The sequence below is a fragment of the Myxococcales bacterium genome (assembly GCA_016720545.1).
Lineage (GTDB): Bacteria > Myxococcota_A > Polyangia > Polyangiales > Polyangiaceae > JAAFHV01.
Genome location: JADKKK010000001.1, coordinates 285,385 through 305,700, shown reverse-complemented (window position 1 = coordinate 305,700; position 20,316 = coordinate 285,385). Strand labels below are relative to the sequence as shown.

General features: G+C 73.3%; 16 protein-coding genes and 1 pseudogene. 7 read left to right on the top strand and 10 right to left on the bottom strand.

What is annotated here, in order from left to right; genetic code table 11:
• Positions 1-14 precede the first annotated feature (14 nt).
• Positions 15-728 (bottom strand): hypothetical protein, encoded by a 714-nt coding sequence (locus IPQ09_01260; GenBank protein ID MBL0192847.1) that lies wholly within the window; start codon positions 726-728, stop codon positions 15-17.
• A gap of 877 nt (positions 729-1,605) precedes the next feature.
• Here IPQ09_01260 and IPQ09_01255 point away from each other — a divergent pair.
• Entirely contained in the window at positions 1,606-2,574 is a 969-nt protein-coding gene (locus tag IPQ09_01255) for a hypothetical protein (GenBank protein MBL0192846.1), read from the top strand.
• Between the two features lie 28 nt (positions 2,575-2,602).
• Here the strand turns inward: IPQ09_01255 and IPQ09_01250 are convergent, their stop codons facing one another.
• The 9 genes from IPQ09_01250 to IPQ09_01210 form a co-directional block, all read right to left on the bottom strand.
• The gene (locus tag IPQ09_01250) at positions 2,603-3,247 is read right to left on the bottom strand and encodes a hypothetical protein (protein MBL0192845.1); all 645 of its coding nucleotides are present in this window, start codon (positions 3,245-3,247) and stop codon (positions 2,603-2,605) included.
• Between the two features lie 30 nt (positions 3,248-3,277).
• A complete protein-coding gene (locus tag IPQ09_01245) occupies positions 3,278-4,129 on the bottom strand; it encodes a hypothetical protein (GenBank protein ID MBL0192844.1) in 852 nt (283 codons plus the stop codon).
• On the bottom strand, positions 4,081-5,313 hold the full coding sequence (locus tag IPQ09_01240; GenBank protein MBL0192843.1) for a hypothetical protein: 1,233 nt from the start codon (positions 5,311-5,313) through the stop codon (positions 4,081-4,083). The genes IPQ09_01245 and IPQ09_01240 overlap by 49 nt, the downstream gene beginning before the upstream one ends.
• Positions 5,310-6,422, bottom strand: a complete 1,113-nt coding sequence (locus IPQ09_01235; GenBank protein ID MBL0192842.1) for a VWA domain-containing protein — start codon at positions 6,420-6,422, stop codon at positions 5,310-5,312. Before IPQ09_01235 ends, IPQ09_01240 begins: the two co-directional genes overlap by 4 nt.
• Before the next feature lie 23 nt (positions 6,423-6,445).
• On the bottom strand, positions 6,446-8,512 hold the full coding sequence (locus IPQ09_01230) for a hypothetical protein (protein ID MBL0192841.1): 2,067 nt from the start codon (positions 8,510-8,512) through the stop codon (positions 6,446-6,448).
• A 303-nt stretch (positions 8,513-8,815) separates the two neighbouring features.
• On the bottom strand, positions 8,816-9,661 hold the full coding sequence (locus IPQ09_01225; protein ID MBL0192840.1) for a phytanoyl-CoA dioxygenase family protein: 846 nt from the start codon (positions 9,659-9,661) through the stop codon (positions 8,816-8,818).
• A gap of 68 nt (positions 9,662-9,729) precedes the next feature.
• A complete protein-coding gene (locus tag IPQ09_01220; protein MBL0192839.1) occupies positions 9,730-9,999 on the bottom strand; it encodes a hypothetical protein in 270 nt (89 codons plus the stop codon).
• Positions 10,000-10,157: 158 nt separating this feature from the next.
• A complete protein-coding gene (locus IPQ09_01215) occupies positions 10,158-11,324 on the bottom strand; it encodes an AAA family ATPase (GenBank protein MBL0192838.1) in 1,167 nt (388 codons plus the stop codon).
• A gap of 848 nt (positions 11,325-12,172) precedes the next feature.
• Entirely contained in the window at positions 12,173-12,439 is a 267-nt protein-coding gene (locus IPQ09_01210) for a hypothetical protein (GenBank protein MBL0192837.1), read from the bottom strand.
• A 176-nt stretch (positions 12,440-12,615) separates the two neighbouring features.
• Here IPQ09_01210 and IPQ09_01205 point away from each other — a divergent pair, with 176 nt between their 5' ends.
• From IPQ09_01205 to IPQ09_01180, 6 genes and pseudogenes are all read left to right on the top strand, one after another.
• Entirely contained in the window at positions 12,616-14,700 is a 2,085-nt protein-coding gene (locus IPQ09_01205) for a DUF4132 domain-containing protein (GenBank protein MBL0192836.1), read from the top strand.
• Positions 14,701-14,821: 121 nt separating this feature from the next.
• Positions 14,822-15,250 (top strand): nucleoside-diphosphate kinase, encoded by a 429-nt coding sequence (gene ndk, locus IPQ09_01200; GenBank protein ID MBL0192835.1) that lies wholly within the window; start codon positions 14,822-14,824, stop codon positions 15,248-15,250.
• A 123-nt stretch (positions 15,251-15,373) separates the two neighbouring features.
• Complete coding sequence (locus tag IPQ09_01195) at positions 15,374-16,177, top strand: hypothetical protein (GenBank protein ID MBL0192834.1); 804 nt, start codon at positions 15,374-15,376, stop codon at positions 16,175-16,177.
• Positions 16,178-16,443: 266 nt separating this feature from the next.
• On the top strand, positions 16,444-17,289 hold the full coding sequence (locus IPQ09_01190; protein MBL0192833.1) for a 2,3,4,5-tetrahydropyridine-2,6-dicarboxylate N-succinyltransferase: 846 nt from the start codon (positions 16,444-16,446) through the stop codon (positions 17,287-17,289).
• Positions 17,286-18,365, top strand: a complete 1,080-nt coding sequence (locus IPQ09_01185) for a succinyl-diaminopimelate desuccinylase (protein ID MBL0192832.1) — start codon at positions 17,286-17,288, stop codon at positions 18,363-18,365. The genes IPQ09_01190 and IPQ09_01185 overlap by 4 nt, the downstream gene beginning before the upstream one ends.
• Before the next feature lie 1,464 nt (positions 18,366-19,829).
• Positions 19,830-20,155: pseudogene (locus IPQ09_01180) on the top strand (DUF2325 domain-containing protein).
• Positions 20,156-20,316: the final 161 nt, after the last annotated feature.

Below are 20,316 nucleotides of genomic sequence, written 5' to 3'. Positions count from 1 at the left end.
TCTCGCTCGAGACTCTATCCCGCGCACTCCTGGGTCGAGCAGGCGAAGTGACCGACCTTCGGGTCGAACGCGCAGTAGGGTTTCTGGCCGAACTGCCCGGTGCCGGTGCAGTCCTCGTCGTCGATGCAGGTGTCGGCGGGCGTGTGGCAGAAATACCCCACGAACGGCGTGTAGTGGCCGCAGCTCCCGAGCGACGGCGAGCAGTATCCGGCCCCGCCGCCGCAGTCGCGGTCGACGCGGCAGTTCGACGTGGTGAGGCACACGTGGTTGTCCGAGCGGAACCCGCCCCTGCAGGCGCACACGGCGGAGGCGCCGCCGCACTGCGCGTCGCTCGTGCACATGTCGTAGGTGCAGCGCCAGCCGTCGTGCCCGTTGCCGTCGCAGCGCCCGTTGCGACCATTCGTGCATTCTGCATGTGTTCGGCAGTCGACCGGGGGGCCTCCGCCGGTCTCGGGTGTGTCTGGGTCGGGCCGCGTCGCGCGCGTCTCGGAGCAGGCGGTCGCGGTCGCGCGGTGCAGCTTGGGCTCGCGCCCCGCGTCGGTAAGCGTGGCGCCGTCGGGGGTGATCACCGCGCCGTCGGGGGTGATCACCGCGCCGTCGGGGGCGACCACGGCGCCGTCGGCGCTCGCGTCGGCCGCCGTCACGAGGCTGCCCCCGCAGCCGACCGCGGCCCCCAGCGCGGAGAAGACCAACACCGCGAGCGCCCCAACGATGCGACGTTGAACCATGGCCCGTCGTACCACGCGCCGCGGCCAACGCCACTATCCCCATGTCCAGTGGCCAGAATCGCGTCAGCCCCGTGGCAAGACGGCTCGGTGTCGATGCGAACCGACCGCGCCGTGATCGCCGCGATCCTCGTGCGGCCACCGCCGTCCCTCCGCGAGCTGACGCCCGCCGTCCCGCCCGAGTTCGAAGCGGTCATCGTGCGCTGCCTCGACAAGGACCGGACGCGGCGCTTCGCCGACGTGGCCGAGCTCGCCGAGGCGCTCCGCCCGTTCGCCTCCCAAGAGGCCATGCTCTCGGTGAACCGCATCTCCCGGGTGCTCCGCGTGCCGGCCTCCGCGGCCACGCTGGTGGCCCCTTCGACGCCCGGCGCCCCGCCCGATGCCGCGGCCACCAAGGCCCCGCCACCGTCCGCCGTCGCGCAAGAGCCGGTCGTTGCTGGGCGCGCGTTCGAGCCGGAGCCTGTCGATCGGACGACCGCCTCGTGGGGCGCACCGAAGGACGCCGAGCCGTCGAGCCCTCCGCGCGCCGAGGCGCTCCGCTCGCCGCCGTGGGCGCGGTGGTCCTCGTTGGCGTGGTCGCGTACTTCGCGAGTCGCTCCCCCGCGTACAGCCCGCCACCCGTGGCCGCCGCCTCGTCGCCCTCTCCCACGGCCGCCGCGCCCCCGACGCTCGGGCCCGCAGCGAGCACCCCAACACCCGCACCGAACGCTCCAAGCCCGCCCGGCGCGAGCGCCTCTCCGCCCGCGGACGCGAGCGTTGCCCCCGCGACCTCGGCTGCGCTGGCCTCCCGCCTCCGTAGCACTCGGATGGCGCACGGGCGGGCGCGGCGCGCGCCGGTTGTCGTGCCGCGCGGCCTGGGCGACGATGGCGCATGCACCGGATGAGGTCGTTCACTGCTCTCGCCGCGCTCGCCGCGCTGCTCTTCGCGGCGCCGGCGCCCGCGAGCGCCCAAGGCTACCGCGACGGCGGACCGCCCAAGCACCGCGTCGTCTACAAAGACCTCACGCTCGTGCGCGTGAATCCCCTCGGGCTCATCACCGACGCCCGGCTGTCGTACCGATACCGACTCTACGAGCACTCGAGCGTCGCCCTCCGCGACAACTTCGTCTCCGTGGGCGTCGCGCCCACGCTGAGCGCCGCGTTCGCGCGGATTGGCCCGATCGTCGAGGTCCAGCCTGCGAGCTTCCTCACGCTGTGGGCGCAGTACGAGCTCATCGGGTACTTCGGCTCGTTCAACCTGCTCCAGTCGTTCCCCACGGCCGACCGCGCCAAGGTGATCTACTCCGACACGAACCTCCGCGCGCTGTCGAAGGGCGACGCCGCCACCAAGAACTACGCGACCACCGGGACCCAGCTCCTCGTCGGAGCGAACGTCCAGCTCAAAGCGGGCCCGATCGTCTTCCGCGACCAAGTGCGCGCCGGCCGGCCGGACATGAAGCTGCGCGCGGGCGATCGCGCCTTCTACGATATCTATTACGATCTGCTCGTGGGCGACGCCGGGTGGTGGGCCCACAACGACGCCGACTTGCTGGTCCAGGCCCTCGACAGTCGCCTCACGGTGGGCGTGCGCTGGTCGACCAGCAAGGCCTTCACGGCGTCGGAGCATTTCGCCCCGGGGGACAACCCAAACAACGGCGGCCTGGCGCTCCATCGGGCCGGCCCGCTCGCCGCGTGGACCTTCCGCAAGCGCGACGGAGCCGGGTTCGAGCCAACTCTCCTCTTCTTGGCGAATTGGTGGCTGAAGTCCCCTTACCGAACGGGCCAAGACGTGTCGCAGGCCGTGCCGTACGTGATCGTCGCGCTGAACGTGTCGGGCGATCTCTTGCCGAGCCCGCGCCCGCCGCGCTGAAGGGCGCAGGGGGCGCGCGGCGCGACGATTACAGACTGCCCAAATAGGCCACCTTCGGCGGGCCGCCTCCGGCCGGGAAGAACACGGTCACCGGGGCGGGCATGCCGTTTACTCCAGGGCGCTTCGCGACGAAGTAGTCAATCGAGCGCCCTTGCTCGCCGGTGGGGCCATAGCCAATCGCGGTCACCGCGCTCGGGCGCACGCGCGTGATCGTGACGGGCACCGAGTAGAGCCCCGCGGAGCCGTGGGCCTTCTTGAAGCTGAACGAGCGCACGTCGGTCGTCAGGCGCGCGCCGCTCGCGTCGAGGAGGCTCTTGTGCAGATAGGGCACGATCGCGGCGGCGGCGGTCTCCTCGTCGCGGTACTTTTGGAGCACGGTGAGGGTGGCGCCGAGGAGCGCGGGGACGTCGGCCTCGCGCGGATCACCGGTCGCGGGCGCAGGGCCGCCCTGCGCAGGCTGCCCAGGCGGCGCTGCCTGCTGCGGTGGCGCCTGCCAGGCCGGGGGCACAGGGCGCCCGGCCTCGGGGAGCGGCAGGTTGGGGGCCGCCGCGCGTCCGCCGCAGCCTGCGAGCGCGAGCGCCGTGAGCGCGCACGTGGTGAGCGCCGCGCGGCGGGCGTGATGGACCGGGGCGAGGACGTGCTGGCGACAAAACGGGGGAGGTGCGCTGTGCATGCCCCATCTTCGCGCAAGACCCGCGCGGCGTCAGGGCTCAACGTCACGGGTCCCCGCGGCCATGCGAGTCGCCGCCTCTCGCGTCAGCGACAGGCGCGCGGCGGCGTCGAGCCAGGCGTCGGCAGCCTCGCGCGTCTCCCCGGCCAAGGTCCGCTCTACGACCCGCAGCGCGCGCCGCGCGAGCCCGACGAGCCCGACGTCGTCGAGCTGGCCGGCTGCCCGGCGGAGGCGGTTGAGGGCGCCCGGAGTGGCCGCACCGAGCCCCACGCAGCACAGCTCCTCGAGGGCCGCCTCGGTCGCGGTGAGGGCCTCCTCGAGCGGCGACGACGTCCGGCGCAACGCGAGCGGCGGCAGCGCGCGCACCTTCGTGGGCCCGGTGAGATCGGGGACCACGAGGCCGCTGTCGGTCGTGAGCGAGAGCGGCGTGAGCTCGAAGCCCGCGTCGGTCGTCGCGAGGGTGCCGCTCACGAACCGCGGGCGCGCGTCGAGCGCCGCGCGGACCGCGTCGATGGCGTGCGGGGCGGCGGTGCGGTGGCTGAGGGTCAACGTGAACGGGCTCCCCACCTCGTCGGCGATCGTCGCGATGAGCCGCTGCTCCGACGACGAGTAGGCCGCGTCTCGCACCTCGGAGATCGCCACGACGTGGACGTCTTCGGCGAGCACGCGCGGGCGAAGCGCTCCGGGCGGGAGGCGGGCCACGCGCTCCGCGTGGGCCGCGAGATCACGCACGAGCAGCGGCGAAGGCAGCGCGGAGTGGTCGCCCGCGTGGGGCGTGACGGAGGAGAGCGCGGCCCGCGACGTGCCGATCTCGACCGTGCGGTTCGCGAGGCGCCTCACCGACTTCGACACGAGCTGCCCGTACGCCAGCACGCGCAGAGACACGGCGCCGGTGACGCGCCGCCGCCCGAGGTCTTCACCGTTCTCGGGCGCCGCCCCTCCTGCGGGTCCCACCGCTTGCGCAATCGGAGGACCGTCGCGGTGTCGGGATCGGCGAGGAAGACGTCCGCGAAGCGCGCGCGCCCATCGGCCGACAGCCGCGCACCCAACGACACGAGGCGCACGTGATCGAGCTCGGTGCACCGCGCCTCGCCGCGGCCGAGCACGAACCGCGCGGGCAGCTCGGGCGCGTCCGCGAGGGCCGCGCGCGTGCGGGCCCGGAGCTCCGCGAGGAGGGCCGTGAGCTCTCGCGCCCCATAGAGCGCGCTGCGCGCGTGGTAACCCTCGAGCGCGATCTCGAGCTCGCGCGCGAGATCGAGGACCCACGCGAACCCCTCGCGTTCGAGGCGCGCCGTGAGCTGCGCGAAGCGGGTGGGCGCAGGCTGAAAGGCCTCGAGGCCCCGCGCGAGCAAGTCACAGGCGAGGGTGAGCGTGTCCGCGAGGGCGTCCTCGGCCGCGGTCGAAAGCCGCTCTTCAGAGCCGAGCGACACGACCGCGGTCAGCGCTCCCGGCGCGGCGCGGTCGGCCTCACGGAACACCCACACGGCGAGCGCGACGTGCTCGCACGCCACGGCTCCGTCGACGCAGTCGCAGCGCGCGTACGAGAGCTCACGAGGCACGAGGAAGCGGACCGTGCAGGCCGGCAGCTTCGCGACCGGCACCGAGCCGCGCTCGACGGTCGCCACGAGCCCGCGTCGCGCCGTCGCGCGCGCACGCTCGAACACGCGCGGGCCCGCGGCGCGCGCGAGCGTGTCGTCGTCGAGGTCGCCTGGGGACCACGGCTTGGCCGGCGGCTGCAGCACCGCGTCGGTCGGCGCCTCGTCGGGCGCGTCGGGTCTTTCGCCCGAGCGAGCCGCGTGCCACGGGGCGTAGGCCAGGGCGACCGCCACCCGATGCCGGCAGACCGACGTCGCCCCGCAGGTGCACGCGGAGTCCTTCAGGCTGCGCTGCGGCGCGAGCACGGCCACGACGCCGTCGGGGAAGGTGCCGGTGACCTCGCCGGCGTCGGACTCCACCAGCGCCGGCCCGAGGCCGTCGTCGAGCTCGCGCTGCGCCCGCTTGACGAGGCCCATGTTGGCGAGCTGCGCGAGCGACTGCGGCGTGAGCGCGAGGAGATCCGCGCGACTCATGCCCGCACCTTCTCCGCCAGGAAGGCCACGAGCTCGCCCGGAGTCATCGCGCCGACGTGCGCGCCGGCCTCGACGAGGCGCCGCGCGAGATCGCGGTCGTACGAGGGGTTCGCCTGCGCGTCGAGCGCCGCGAGCCCGAGGACCAGCGTGCCCTGCGCGCAAAGTGAGCGCACCCGCGAGACGAGCACGGCGGGGCTCGCGCCCTCGAAGAAGTCAGTGATGAGGACCACGATGGTGCGCCGCGGGTTCTCGACGAGGCCGGCCGCGTACGCGACCGCGCGCCCGATGTCGGTGCCGCCGCCCAGCTGCACCTTCATCAGCACCTCGACCGGATCGGTGACGCGGTCGGTGAGATCGACGACCTCGGTGTCGAAGATGCAGAGGTGCGTCTTGGTCGAGGGGAGGCCCCAGAGGCAGGCCGCGGTGACGGCCGCGTGGATGACCGACGAGAGCATGCTCCCGCTCTCGTCGACGAGCAGGATGATCTGCCACTTGTCGAGCTGCCGCCGCGTGCGGGAGACGAAGAGCGGCGTGCGAATGAAGAGCCGCTTCGCGCGCGCGTCGTAGGTGGCGAGGTTCTTGCGGATCGTGGCCTTCGCGTCGAAGTTCTTCGCGATCTTCATGTTCGAGCGTGTTCGGCTCCGCGTCCCGTGGAAGCTTCGCCGCACGGTCTTCGCGAGCTTCTCCATGAGCCGCCGGACGACCTTCGCCACGAGCTCCCGCGCGAGCGCGAGGACCTCCGGATTCATTAGATGTTTCGTGAGGAGCACGGCGCGGAGCAGCGTCTCGTTGGGCTCGACCCTCGCGAGGACCTCCGGGTTCGTGACCACCTCGTGGATCTGGTACCGCTCGACGGCGTCTTGTTCGATGCGCTCGACGGTCTCCTTCGGGAACAGGCGATGGACCTCCGACAGCCACTCCGGCACCGAGAGCGCAGAGGGCCCGTGGCCTCCCTGCCGGTCGTCGATGTCGCGGGCCGCGAGGTCGTCGCCCCGCTCGTAGAGCCACCCGAGTGCCGCGTCGGCGGCGAGGTCGTCGGCCGAGAGACCCGAGCGCCCGTCGAGCGCGGCCTCGGACGCGCGCCCGAGCAGGAGGCGCCAGCGGACCAGGCGCTCGTCGCGCTCGCCGGCGCTCACGGGGTAACTCCTTGCTCGGGATCGTCCAGCGGGTCCGTCAGGCCGAAGCGCCGGGCGAGCGCGAGGGCCGCGCCCTCGAGCGCGGCGGCGCGACGAACGAGCTCCGCGTCGACAGGCGCGCGCAGCAGCGCCATGGGGTCGTGGCCCGCGTGCCCTCCGATCGCGAGCACGCTCTCGGCGATCGCGAGGCGTTCGCGCGGCGGAAAGTACGAGAAGGCCTGGCGCAAGGCCGGCAGCGCGATGAGGAAGTCCTCCCGCAGAAACCCCGTGACCGAGGCGTCGATCGTCGCGACGATCGAGCGGTCGCGCACGACCTCGGCCCGCGCGAGCGCGAAGAGACCGCCGAGGAAGTCGCCGAAGGTCGCCGGTCGTGCGACGGCGCGGAGCACCGCGATCGCGCGCGCGGCGTGGTCTTCGTGCACAGCGTCGCCGTCGCCGTGGGGAGCCATCGACCAGAGCACGCCGAGCGCGGCCCCGCGGAGGGCCGGCGGCGCCTCCGGATCGACGGCGCGCCGCGAGCAGCACTCGAGCGCGCGGGTCGTGAGGGCCTCTGCGTCGTCGTCGGTCTCGCGCAGGACCTCTCGCAGCGCCGACACGGCGTCGACGTGGGCGAGGTCGAGCGGCGCCGTCGGGCCGGCCGTGCCCTCGAACAGCCAGAGCCCTCGATCGAAGCAGGTCTCGAGCACGCGCGGCAGCTCGGCGTGGCCGGTGGCCCCGAGGACGAGCTCTCCGCGACGGAGGGCGAGCAGCTTGCGAAGCGCGCGCCCAAGGGCCGCGAACGACGGCTCCGCGCCCACGCGGGCGGCGATGTCCGCGAGCCCTCGCTCGGTGAGCGTTCGCAGGCCGCACGCGGCGGCGAGCGCGAGGGCGTCGGCGATGGCCCCCACGTCGGGGGCGTCTCGCGCGGTCTCCTCGATCCGCGCGGAGGCCGCGCCCTCGAGCGTGGCGCCGTAGATCGAGGCCTCGATGAGCGCCGGATCGGTCTCGAGCAGGTGCACGATCGACCACTCCTCCGACAGATCGGTCGCGGTCCGCGAGAGGTTCGCGCCTCGCACCAGCACGAAGCCGGGGATCGCGAGCGTGCGCAGCCGGTGGAGCGTCGTGCTCGCCCGCGCGCCTCCCGGCTCGTCGAGGCGCACCTTCAGGCGCGCGCTGACCCGGGCGAGCTGCACCCCGGCGGCCTCGAGCTCGGCGAGCGCGTCGTCGAGCAGCGGCGGACGCGGGGTCGCCGGGTCCAGCGTGCCTACGCGGGAGCCCGCGAACGCGTGCACGATCTCCGCGAGGATCGGCTCGGTCCGTGGCGAGAGCGGACCGCGCCGTGTCCACGGGAGCGGCCCGTTCAGCGCCTCCTTCACGAGCGCGCCCGCGAGGGCGTCGAGCACGTCGAGGCGGGCGAGCGCCGCGTGCCCACGGAGCGCGCGGAGCCCGTGCGCGAGCGTGGAGGCCGCGATCGCGTCGGCCGGCGAGACCCGCTGTCGCTTCGCGCGGAGGTGCCGGATGGCCTCGAACAGCATGGCCTCGGCGGCGTCGTCGGCGCCGCGCTCCCACACGGCTTGGTAGAACGCCGGCTGCGGCATTCCCGAGGCGTAGCCCGCGAAGGAGTCGAGGCGACGAAACGAGAAGGGCACGAGATAAGTGCCAATCCGCGCCTCGCTAGGGACAGGCGCGACAGGCCTCGCCGAGCCCGCCCCCGCGTGCACGGTCGCGCGCGCGCGCGCGTGCGCTGCGGTGCGCAGGAGCGCCGGCTCGTGGAAGCCTCCGCACACGACCAGCACGTCGCCGTCGCCGGCCTCCGCGAGCGCCCACTCGACGTAGGCGCTCATGAACGCCTCGCGCTCTCCGTCGCCGCCGCGCGGGGCCTCGTCGGCGCGCAGCGCCTCGAAGTAGCGCGACAGGTCGTGGGTCAAGAGCGCGAGGTCGCGCGGCTGCTCGAAGAGGTGGTCCCACAGCGCGTCGGTGTCCTCGAAGCCGAGCGTCGTCGCGGTCTCGCCGAGCCTGTCGGAGGCCCGCACGTGCCGGTCCGAGTAGCGGTTCTCCTCGCCGTCGAAGGCCGGATCCCGCAAGCGGGGAGGTCGATGAAGAGGGGAGTCGCGCCGACCTCGCGCGCCTCGCGGAGCGCGACCCACTCGGGCGAGTAGTCGCAGAACGGAGCCCACGAGCTGCGCGAGCGCCCGCCCGGGTCTTGCCGGTACGTGAAGAGCGCGATGGGCAGGCGGTGCGCGAGCAGCAGCTCGTCGAGCCGATCGTTCATGTCGCTCGGGCCCTCGATGAGCACGAAGCGCGGCCGCAGCGCGCGGATCGCGGCGCGGACGACCCGCGCGCACGCGGGGCTGTGGTGGCGAACGCCGACGACGTGGAGGCCCACGCTAGCCTGAGCGCCGGTGGCGCGCCTCGGGCCGCGCTGGTGGCGCCGATTCCGGGTGGAGCCCAGGGCCCGAGCGGCGCGGTCCTGGCGGGGCGCGCGCCGGCGCGCCGACGTCCTCGACCGCCCGCCGTCCAGGTCGCTGCCGGGCGCGGCCGCGCCGGCAGCCATTGATGAGCACACGTCGGGGGAGGGGAGAGTGGTTCGGGCGGCTGCCGTGCACGGCGTAGGGGCCGAACACGAGCACGTCGCCGGCGCGCCCCGTGACGGGGACGGCGCGCGACCCATCGACCCGCGGCCCCTCGCCGTGGATGAGCCTACCCGCGGGGTCGAGCTCGACGGCCTCTCTCGGGACGAACTCGAGCGGACCGTTCTCCTCGGTCATGTCGTCGACGAGCAGGATGGTCTGCACGAACGAGCCGCGGCCCGTGACGTCGCGCCAGGTGTCTCCGCCCTTGTCGCGATGCTGGATGTCTTGGTGCCAGTCGAAGGCGACCCCGTCATTGGGCATCTTGAAGTGCGCCTGGCAGAGGAGCTGCTCGCAGCGCGACGTGCCGAGCAGCTCGAGCGCCGGCTCGACGAGCCGAGGATCCGCGCTGAGCCGGAGCAGCCCGGGCTCGGCGCCGCCCGCCCATACGACCCGCTGCACGACCACCGGTCCCTCCGGCGGCGCGCCCAGCACGAAGAACGCGCCGTCGTGGTCGCCCGTCGTGCGGAGCGTCTGGGAGGTGTCGTACAGGCGGTCGAACGCGTCGCGCACGGGCGCCACTTCGGCCTCGCGGAACAGCCCGCGCAGGACAACGAACCCGCCTTGATCGAACCGTCGCCGATCGTCGTCCGAGAGCTTCATGGGAGTCTCCGCTTGCCCGTCACAGAGTAGTCAGGCGATCTCGCGATCGGGAGGCCACCGGGCCGGCCTCACCAGAAGCCCGCGCACTTCGCCGTGCCCGGGAGGGCGTTTTGGCACTCGAAGTCGTGAACGCCCTTGCGGCACCCGCCGTAGAGTCCCCCGAAGGCCAAGACCGCGAGCACGAGTCCCAGCGCGGAGATCCATTTCCCGCGCCCCTTCGCCGCGAACGAGGTCACCGCCGAGGTGACCGCGGCGAGGAAGAACGCCCCGGTCACCACGAGGCCGACGAGGCCGGGGAACACCCACGCCATGTAGGCGGTCGCCCACAGTCCGCACACGTAAGCGGTCGCTGTCGCCGCCGCGAGCTGCAGCAGCGCGAAGAGGATGGAAAAGAAGCCCCGGTGGAGGGGCGTCGGCGGCGCGCGGCCTCCTCGGTAGCGCTGGCCTCGGGACGCGCCGACATCCGTGGATCTTACCGCATTTCGCCGCGTTGCGATCAGCCGGGGAGCCGGTGGCGCGCCTCGTAGTAGGCACGGAAATGGGGCTCCGTGCGCTTCGACACGCGCTGGTCGAAGTATCGCCGCAGGCGCGCCACGTCCTCCGTGTCGGTCTTGAGCGCCGCGCCGACGAGGCACTCGACCAGGTCGGCGGGGGTGGCCTCGTCCCCCGACACGTAGTGCGAGCGCACGCCGAGCGCGTGGGCGACGCTCACGGCCTCCGCCGTCGACATCGGGACCGAGAGCCGGTCCATCGCCTGTCCATCGACCGTCTGTCCGGCGCGGAGCTCGCGGAACGTGGTGACCAGCAGCTCCAAGATCTCCGCGCTCGGGAGGGTGGGCACGCCGGACCGCGCGAGCAGCCGCCGGGTCTCCTCGCGCACGAGCTCCATCTCGACGGCGAAGTCGGGGATGGGGAAGACGGTCTCGAAGTTGAGCCGACGCTTCAGCGCGGCGCTCATCTCGTTGACGCCGAGATCGCGGGTGTTGGCCGTCGCGATGACGTTGAACCCCTCGCGCGCGAAGAGCATCGCGTCGGGCCCTTCCATCTCCGGGATGGCGAGGACGCGGTCGGAGAGCGCGGCCAAGAGCGAGTCTTGGATCTCGAGCGGACAGCGCGTGATCTCTTCGAACCGCACGAGCAGCCCCTCCTTCATCGCGGTGTAGAGCGGCGCCGGGACCAGCGCGCGAGGGGTAGGCCCTTCGGCGAGTAACAGCGCGTAATTCCAGGAGTACTTGATCTGATCGTCGGTCGTGCCGGCGCTCCCCTGGATGGTCAACGTGGAGCGACCGCAGATCGCCGCGCACAAGAGCTCGCTGAGCAGCGACTTGGCGGTGCCCGGCTCGCCGACGAAGATGAGCCCGCGGTTGGTCGCGAGCGCCACCATCGCCCGATCGACGAGCGACGGATTGCCCACGAACTTCTTCCGGATCCCGCGCGCGGGATCCCCGAGGATGAAGGTGCGCACCGCCTTCGGTGACAGGCGCCACCCGGGGGGCCTTGGGCTCGTGTCGCGCTCGCGCAAGAGCGCGAGCTCGTCCGCGCAGGCGATCTCCGCCGGGGGCCGCTGCGCGTGGGTCGTCGCGTGGGGTGCCGTCCCCGGTGCGCCGTCGTTCTTCCTCTTCGCTGCCAAGGGTGTCTCCTCGGCGGCGAGCGTAACGCGCATCGGCCCCGCGCGAGGGCGAAACGAGGCGAACGAGCGCGAAGACGCGCCCCCAGCGTGGAGCCTCCCGGTAAGCTCTTCGCCCATGGTGGCGCCGCTCTTCCTCCCCGACGATCTGAAGAAGCACCTTCACCCCCGCCGGTCTCTCCCTGGCACGGCGCACCCCATGACCGAGGCGGTCGCGCGGCGCGCGCTGGCGAAGGCTCACGAGCTCGCCTGCGTGAAGGGCGCGTTCGGGGGCGATGCCAGGCCGCACGCCGCGATCTTCCGGGCGGGCACCCGCAAGGTGGAGCCCGAGCACCGGGCGCTGCACCAGGCCGCGCTCGGCCTCCTCGAGGAGACCTCTCCGTCGAGTCCGTGCAGAGCGCAACGATCGACGTGCTCGCCGCGACCGAGCACTTCGTGCGTCGCGCCGCGGGGAGCATCGCGTTCCTCGGCGCGATCGCCGCCCTCCGCGGCCTCGTCGACGCCGTGCGCGTGCTCCACCGCGCGTCCACCCTCGGCCTCACGGCCGCCAATGGCGGATGGACCACCGCCGTGTGGCTCACCGCCGGCCCGCCCGATCCGAGGGGTGCGCGCTGGCAGCCGGTGCTCCCCGTGCGGCACGCGGTCTGCGCGGCCTCGGAGGCCGAGTACGCGGAGGCCGTCGCGGTCGCGGCCTCGCTCCGTGAGGGGGCCTCGCTGCTCGAGCGCGCGTCGCTCGCGTTCGTGTTCCCGGACGAGCCGTGGGCGAACCTCGACCTCGCCGAGTCGCAGCGGGCCGGCGGGCCCGACTGCTCGTTCCTCCTCTCCGCGGCGAGCGACGTGGAGGTGGTGCGCGCCGCGTGCGCGCGTCCGCACGACTTCGCGACCTACGCGCTCGACCTCGCCGTCGCGTTGCCCCCGTCGGCGCTCGTGGCGCTCGGCGCGGAGGTGCTCCCGCCGCTGTTGAAGAAGCCGAAGTACGGTCCGCTCCTCAAGACGCCGCCGCGGCAGGTGGCCCAGGCGCTGGCCTGCGTGCGCTCGCCCGAGGCGGCCGCCGCGCTCGCGCCGTACGCGGCGCACGCGGTCTTGCAGCCGATCGTTCTCGGGTATTTTCGCGACGCGCCGGAGCTCGCGTCCGCCGCCGTCGACGGCAAGGGGGCGCAGGCCGTGCGTCGGCTCTCGGAGAAGCGCCGCGCGGCGCCAGAGCCCTCCGCCGTCGCCGGGGAGACGCCGCCCTCGCTCCGTGATCGCCCGTGGCGGACCTTCGACCCGCCGGGCGGCGGGGCGGCTCGTCGAGGTCCGGGGACTCGAGCTCGCGAGCGTCGCTCCGATGGAAGAGGCCCCCGTCGAGCCGGTTCATCGCGGCATGAGCGCGGAGGAGCTGGCCGCGTGGCGCGCCGATACCTGGGAGGCGATCCGCACAAGCAAGTACGCGTGCGCGGACTTCGCGCTGATCCGAGAGCGAGGGCAGCTCGTCTATCGCAGGGTGCCCGACGACGAGCGCCTGGCGGCGTGGAACACGGGCCGCGCGCATCTGCGCGGATCTCCGCTGTCGCTCGTCCGCGCGCACGGGCTCGCCGCGCTGCCGGGCTTCCTGAAGACCGACTGGCTCCGCTGGCTGGGCGGGTACGAAGACGGCGTCGCGCACCTCGAGGCGTTCATGTGCCTCGTCAGCCCGGAGGCCGCGCCGCGCATGGCGCGCGTGGCCGCTCGCCGCAAGAAGTACCGGCGCGTCGCGCTGGCGTGGCTCGCGGAGCACGCGGAGATCGCCGCGCTCGGCCTCATCCCCGACGCCTTAGGGGCCCAGGGAGAGGCCCGGAGCGACGCCGAGGCGGCCCTGCGCTTCCTCGCCGATCGCGACGCCGCCGCGGTCGCGGGGGCCTCGGACCGGTACGACGCGGAGAGCCGCGACCTCGTGGCTGGGCTCCTCGCGCGCGATCCGCTGGCCATCGGCGCGAAGCCCCCGAAGCGACCTCCCTTCCTGCGCGAAGCGGAGCTGCCGCCGCTCACCCTCGCTGGCGGTGGGGAGCTCGACGCCGACGGCCGCGACGCGCTGCTCGAGCTCCTGCAGAGCTGCCCTCTGGATCCCCCGTACGCGGGGATCGCGCGGCTCCGCGCGTCCTTCGCCCCCGGGGCCCTCGAGGCCTTCGCGGGCGAGCTCGTCGAGCAGTGGGTCCTCGGTGACGCGCCGGGTCGGCACGAGTGGATGCTCTTTGCCGCCGCGCTGTTCCCCTCCGAAGCGAGCGGCCGCCGCCTCGGCGCCCTCGCCAGGGAGTGGGCGCGCAAGCACCAGGAGAAGGCCAAGCGAGCCTGCTCGGCGCTCGCGCAGCTCGCCGACGATCGCGCGCTCATGCATCTTGCACATATCGCGGAGACGACCCGCTTCGACGGGCTGAGGCAGCACGCGCGCGCTCTGGTGCTCGAGGCCGCCGAAGCGCGTGGGCTCACCGAGGGCGAGCTCGGCGATCGCACCGTTCCGGATCTAGGCCTCGCGCCAGACGGGACGCTGGCTCTTTCTTATGGCGCCCGCGATTTTACCGTGTCGCTCGACGAGGCTCTCCGCCCCCTCGTCCGCGTGGGCAGCGCACAAGGCTCGCCTGGCGGCCCGGCGGGCTCTGACGCAGGATCGCGCTCGCTGCCGCGGCCGACGCGGGAGGACGATTCGGAGGCCGTGAAGGCGGCCAAGGCCCGCTTCGACGCGCTGCGCGCCGACCTCGAGGCGGTCGCCGACCGCGAGCGACGACGGATGGAGCGGGCCATGGTCTCCGGGCGCGAGTGGGGCCTCGAGGCCTTCCGGACCCTGCTCGTGGCGCACCCGCTCGTGGGGAGCCTCGCGCGTCGGCTCGTGTGGTCCGCGCGCGGCCCCTCGGGCGACCGCACGTTCCGAGTCGCGGAGGACGGCTCGCTCGCGGACGCGCGCGACGCGTCGCTCGAGCTGCCCGCCGGGGCGACCGTGCGTGTCGCTCACCCGGTCGAGCTCCCCGGCGACGAGCGCGCCGCGTGGGCGGGCCTGTTCGCGGACTACGCCATCCTCCAGCCGTTCGAGCAGCTCGGCCGCGCGGTCGCGTCGCCCACCCCGAAGGAGCGCCGGGCCACAGCCCTCGAGCGGGTGGCGGGGCGCGCCGTCTCCGCGCCCAAGGCGCTCGGCACCCTGGAGTCGCGCGGGTTTCGCCGCGCGAGCGCCGGAGAGGTTGGCCTGTTTCTCCGCGACGCCGTCGGCGCGGATGGCGCGCGCCTGTCGGTGCGGCTCTCGGTGAGACCGGGCTGCGACATCTCGGACCTCGCGCACTCCCCGCCGCAGACCACCGGCGCGGCGACCGTCGTGGACGCGCGCGGGGAGGGGCTCACCTTTGGCGCGCTCTCCGCCCGGGACTTCTCCGAGCTGGTCCGCGACGGGCTCGCCCTCGGCGCTTGAGGCTCGGAACGCTTGCGCTTTCCGGACCCGTCCCCTAATAGCGCCCCCGCTCCCGCGCCTTTTTGGTGCGGGTGCGCCCCTTCCACTTTCGCGGGCCCGCGCGCCCGCCCTGGAGCACGCCATGGCCGTCGAACGCACCCTCTGCATCATCAAGCCGGACGCCGTAGAGAAGAAGCACGCTGGCGCCATCCTGGCCCACCTCGAGGCGAAGGGCTTCGACCTCGTCGCGGTCAAGAAGACCCACCTCGCCCGCAGCGTCGCCGAGGGCTTCTACGCGGTGCACAAGGCGCGCCCCTTCTTCGGCGAGCTCTGCGACTTCATGACCCGCGGCCCGGTCGTGGTCGCCGTCCTCCAGAAGGACAACGCCGTCGCCGAGTACCGCGCGGCGATGGGCGCGACCGATCCGGCGAAGGCCGAGGCCGGCACCATCCGCAAGCTCTACGCCGCCAGCATCGGCGAGAACGCGGTGCACGGGTCCGACTCGCTCGACAACGCGAAGATCGAGATCGCCTACTTCTTCGCCGCCTCCGAGGTCGCCCCGGTCGCCTGAAGCGCTCGGCACCGCCAAGCGTTCTAAGGGATTCGTCGCGCACGCCGCCTCGCCGAGCTGGATCACACGATCTCGCTCGGCGAGCGTGTCTTACGTGGTACCCCTTGTGACCATGAGGGCCCGGTGAGCGAGAGAGCGTCGTCCCCGCACGTGCATATTGCACCTAGCGAGGCGCGCGACGTCTTGGTCGCGCTCCGGAACGTCGAGCACCTCGCGAAGAGCCCGCGCGTTGGCCAGGCCGTCGTGGTCGAGCTCCTGCCAGAGCTGCGCGAAGGGCTCCCCCGGCTCGCCACGTTCTTTCGCGTGATGCTCGAGCACAAGGCGGGCGACGACCCCGCGCGCGACGTGGGGCGCCTCGCCCTCGAGTCGATCGATCGGGTCGCGGAGGCCGTGGAGCAGGCGGCCGCGGCGGGCGCGCGACACTCCGCCGGCGCGCGCCTCCGCCTAGAGCGGGCGCTGGCGGGCGACGTCCCCCGCCTCGAGGCGTGCGTCGAGGCGTGCGAAATGTGGACCCGCGCGACCGCCGGGCGGCGCGCCGAGCTCACGCTGCGCGACGTCGTCGAGGCCCTGCTCGAGCCCTGCGGCGTCGAGGCGCCCGGCCGGGTGTGGGCGGCGCTTCCCGGCAGCGAGGTGCGCGTCGTCGCCGACGCGACCGTCGTGCTGTGGCTCTGTCGCGGTGCCCTCGCGGCGCTCCCTGGGGCGTCGCTCGCTGCGCGCTCAGACAGCGGCGCGGGCGAGGGTAGCCCCCGCATCGAGCTCGCCCTCGAGCGCCCCGCCGGCGCCGTGCCCATGTGTCCGCGCGTCGCCGCGCCCAAGGTCGTCTACCAGGACGTCATCGCGAGCGTGGCGTTGGCCGCCGGGCTCGGCTTCGACGCGGCGCCAGGTCGAATGAGCTTCCAGTTCGACGCTGCCTCCGCGACCGCGTAGTCCACGTGCATCGGGCGAAGCCCGAGGCACCGCGCAGGTCGCTGCGACGAGAGCCGGCACCCGCGGCATGCGCGGATCCTGCACGTCGGGGTTCATCCCGCGCTCCCTCCGGTCGCTTGGCACAGGCATGCCGCTCGCCTGCGGCTCGCTTGCATGTTCATGGCGAGACCTCGCCTGCAGCTCGGGCTCCCCATCGACGTTCGTTCGCCCCTCCGGGGCTCACTTCAGGTTCGCGAAACGCGGCCCCCGAACTACTCTCCCTCGTCATGTCGGACACCGAGACCCTCCGGTCCCTCGTCGAGGCAACCTTCGAGAATCGCGCGCTGCTGGCCCCCGGCACCCCCCAGGAGGCGGCCGTGCTGGAGGCGCTCGCGGGCCTCGACGCCGGCCTCTACCGGGTCGCGTCGCCTCCCGCGGACCCGAACGACCCGCTCGCCGAGTGGACCGTCCACTCCTGGCTGAAGAAGGCGATCTTGCTCTACTTCGCCCTGCGCAAGATGGAGAAGCTCGAGGTCGGGCCCTTCGAGTTTCACGACAAGATCCCCCTGAAGCGCGGCCTCGACGCGGCGGGCGTGCGCGTCGTCCCTCCCGGGGTGGTGCGCTACGGCGCGTTCTGCGAACCGGGCGTCATCGTCATGCCGGGCTACGTCAACATCGGCGCCCGCGTGGGCGCGGGATCCATGGTGGACACTTGGGCGACCGTCGGCTCGTGCGCGCAGATCGGGCGCGACGTGCACTTGGCGGGGGGCGTGGGCATCGGCGGCGTGCTCGAGCCGCCGGGCGCCCGCCCTGTCATCATCGAAGACGGCGCGTTCATCGGCTCGCGCGTCATCGTGGTGGAGGGCACGGTCGTGGGGCGCGAGGCGGTGCTCGGCGCGGGCGTGGTGCTCACGGCGTCGACGCTGATCCTCGACGTCACCGGGCCCGAGCCCGTCGAGCTGCGAGGCAAGATCCCCCCGCGCTCGGTGGTCATCCCCGGGGTGCGCATGAAGCGCTTCCCCGCGGGTGAGTTCGGCGTCCCGTGCGCGATGATCATCGGGAAGCGGAGCGAGGCGACCGACAAAAAGGTTAGCTTAAACAACGCGTTGCGAGACTTTGGGGTGTCGGTGTGAGCGAGCCCACGGCGCCGGTCGAAGAGCTCCTGGACGAGACGCTGCTCTGGCTCGTGGGCATCGACTCGCCCATCGGCGAGGAGCGAGCCCTCTGCGACGCCATCGCGCAGCGCCTCGCGCGGCTTCCCCTCGCGGGCCCCATCCGGCGCACGGGCGACTCCATCGTGGTGCCCCTCGTGCGGCGCGGCGGCCGGCCGCACGTCGCGCTCTGCGGCCACACCGACACGGTGCGCACCGAGAACGGCCCCGCGCGTGGCGACGGCGCCCGCATTTTCGGCGCGGGCGTTAGCGACATGAAGGCGGGCCTCGCGGTGATGATCGCGCTCGCCGAGCGGGCACGCGAGCGCCTGCGGGTGGACGTGTCGCTCGTCTTCTACGCCCGCGAAGAGGGCCCCTACGCCGAGAACGAGCTCGGGCCGGTGCTCGAGGGCGATCCCGAGCTCCGCGGCGTCGATCTCGCGGTCTGTCTCGAGCCCTCCGACAACCGCCTCCACCTCGGCTGCAACGGCGGCATCCACGCGACGGTCACGTTCGAGGGGCGCTCGGGGCACTCGTCGAGGCCGTGGGAGGCCGACAGCGCCGTGTCGAAGGCCGCGCCGTTCCTGGTTGAGCTCGCCGCCCGCGCTCCCATCGAGTCGTGCGTCGACGGCCTCGTGTACCGCACGGTGACCACGGTCACGCAGGCCCGCGACGGCGGCCGCGGACGCAACGTGGTGCCCGACCGGTTCGTGCTGAACGTGAACCACAGGTTCGCGCCGGGGTGCACCGTGGAGCAGGCGAAGGCCGACGTGCTCGCCCTCGTGGCCGGCCGCGCGCGCGTCGAGTGGCTCGACGTGTGCCCGTCGGCGATGCCGAGCGCCACGCACCCGCTCGTCCGCGAGCTCATCGCCGCCGGGGTGCGCGCGGTCGAGCCGAAGCAAGCGTGGACCGACGTGGCGCGCTTCTCGGAGCTCGGGCTCGCCGCCGTCAATTTCGGTCCGGGCGAGGCGGCGCAGGCGCATCAGCGCGACGAGTCGTGCGCCGTGTCGCTCGTCCACGAGGGCTACCGCATCTTCCAGCGGTGGCTCTGCGAGTAGCGCGCGAGGCCCCGGCGTCGGTCCGTTTGCCAACTGGCGCGCGCGGCGGCCGCGGTCGGCGCCGATCGCGATCCATGGCGGCGGCTTCAAGGGCGGCAGCCGCGAGGACCCCCACACAGTCGCCTTCGGACACCGAGACTCGGAACGACCCTCGCTCGCCCCCGCCAAGAGCGCGCCGGCGACGTCCAAGCCTCATGCGACGCCCGTGAAGCGCTCTCCGCCGTCTCTCCCTGCCTCCCGCCTCCCGCTCCGCGCCAAGAGAGGCCCACGACGCTCGCGTCAGTCGCAGGGAGGGGGAAAGGGCTGCGCGAGAGTGCACACCTGACTCGCGCAGGTGTAACCCTGCAGGCATTCGGAATCTCGTGCGCAGGCGCCGCCTGCCGGCTTCTGCGGGCTCTCTTCCCGCGTCAGCTTCTCGCAGACGTTGGATTCACCGCACCAGAGGCCTGCTTTGCAGGCCGAGGTGCACCTCTCGCCTTCGCCTGGCGACGACACGCATATGTCGTCGGTCGTGCACGTGAGGTCCGGCCCGCACCGACGACCGAGGCAGGGTTGCCCCTTCCCCGCATACCCGACGCAGGCCGCGCTACTTCGGTCGCAATAGAACAGCCCCGAGCAACCGTCGGCCCCCGAGCAGGAGTCCCCCTCGGTCGAAGGTTTGGCACATGCGCCGCACGTCCCCTCGCTCACGCCCGGACACCGGCCACTCGAACATTGCGCATACGAGGAGCATTCCGCTCCATTGTCTCGAGTCCCGCGGCACGCGGCGGGCCACTCGGCGTCGCACGCCAGCGCCTGGATCGCTGCCGCGCACTCCGCGCTCGCGATCCGCGTGTCCTTACGTGTGCTCGCGCGAAAACACGACGCGACCTCGCTGTCCTGGCAGAGCTTCAGGCTCCCCTGCGGGAGCTCCCAGGGTCTACACCGATCGAACCGCGCACACGTCGCCTCGGCGACCTTCGCGCACGTCGCGAGGACCGCTGTCGACCCGGCATCCCCGCCCGCCTCGAGGCTCGTGCTGCCGCTGTCGCTCCCAGTGCCTGCCAGCGGGGTCGCGCTCGAGCACGCCGCCACGACCGCCCCCACGAAGATCGATCCCATCGAGACGAGCCAGAAGTTGCGCATTTGGGAAGCTTCTACCAGCGGAAGAGGGCGCGTCTATCCTCCAGGTGGAGGACCAGCGTGCCGCGCCGCGAGGACCACCTGCGCGGGCCTCCACGCCGTCCTGGGCGCCGGCGCGGTCGCAGGTGCGGCGAGGCTTGCGCGCGGCGAACCCCCGCGCCCAAGGACCTCCCCGCGCACGGCACCAGGAGGCGCGCGTCGGTTCGATTGCCAACTTGGCGCGCGCGTGGCGGCCTAGGGCGCTCTCCGCGACAACTCTTCAGGGAATAGCGCGAGACCTCGCGATCCATGAGGAATTCGCCTGGGTTGACGACTGGCGCCCTCCTTGCAGTGCCAGGTCGTATGGTCCATCCAAACGATACGCGAGCGGGTGACACGGTGATTCTCGTCGGTGGGTGCGGGGGGCTCTCCCGGCGCTACGGCGAGGTGGTGGCCGAGCGCGGGCTCGCGCTCCGCCACTTCGAGACCCGCGTGCCGAGCGGCGCCCGCCACGCCCTCGGGCGCGTCGCCGCCGTGTTCGTGGTGGTCGGCATGGTGTCGCACGCGCTGCGCGACCGCGTGAAGGACCTGGCCCTTCAGGCACGCGGGTGGTGTACCTCCGCACGGCCTCGGTCTCTGCGCTCCGCGCCGCCGTCGGCGACCTCGCGGCTCGGCGCAGCGCGGCGTGACGCGGGCCTTCGCTGCGACAGCGCGGGCACCGTACCGGTAACCGCCCACACCGGGCCCGCGGCGACGGTCACCAAGGCTGTCGTCGCGCACTGGGTCGCCGCGGGCGCGTCACGAGATGATCCGACGAGGGAGCGGGTGGAAGTCGGACGCACGCGCCGTG

Coding starts and splice junctions, on each gene's coding strand:
- IPQ09_01260 (MBL0192847.1), bottom strand. CDS start 728: ATGGTTCAACGTCGCATCGTTGGGGCGCTCGCGGTGTTGGTCTTCTCC.
- IPQ09_01255 (MBL0192846.1), top strand. CDS start 1,606: ATGAGGTCGTTCACTGCTCTCGCCGCGCTCGCCGCGCTGCTCTTCGCG.
- IPQ09_01250 (MBL0192845.1), bottom strand. CDS start 3,247: ATGCACAGCGCACCTCCCCCGTTTTGTCGCCAGCACGTCCTCGCCCCG.
- IPQ09_01240 (MBL0192843.1), bottom strand. CDS start 5,313: ATGAGTCGCGCGGATCTCCTCGCGCTCACGCCGCAGTCGCTCGCGCAG.
- IPQ09_01225 (MBL0192840.1), bottom strand. CDS start 9,661: ATGAAGCTCTCGGACGACGATCGGCGACGGTTCGATCAAGGCGGGTTC.
- IPQ09_01215 (MBL0192838.1), bottom strand. CDS start 11,324: ATGCGCGTTACGCTCGCCGCCGAGGAGACACCCTTGGCAGCGAAGAGG.
- IPQ09_01205 (MBL0192836.1), top strand. CDS start 12,616: ATGGAAGAGGCCCCCGTCGAGCCGGTTCATCGCGGCATGAGCGCGGAG.
- ndk (MBL0192835.1), top strand. CDS start 14,822: ATGGCCGTCGAACGCACCCTCTGCATCATCAAGCCGGACGCCGTAGAG.
- IPQ09_01190 (MBL0192833.1), top strand. CDS start 16,444: ATGTCGGACACCGAGACCCTCCGGTCCCTCGTCGAGGCAACCTTCGAG.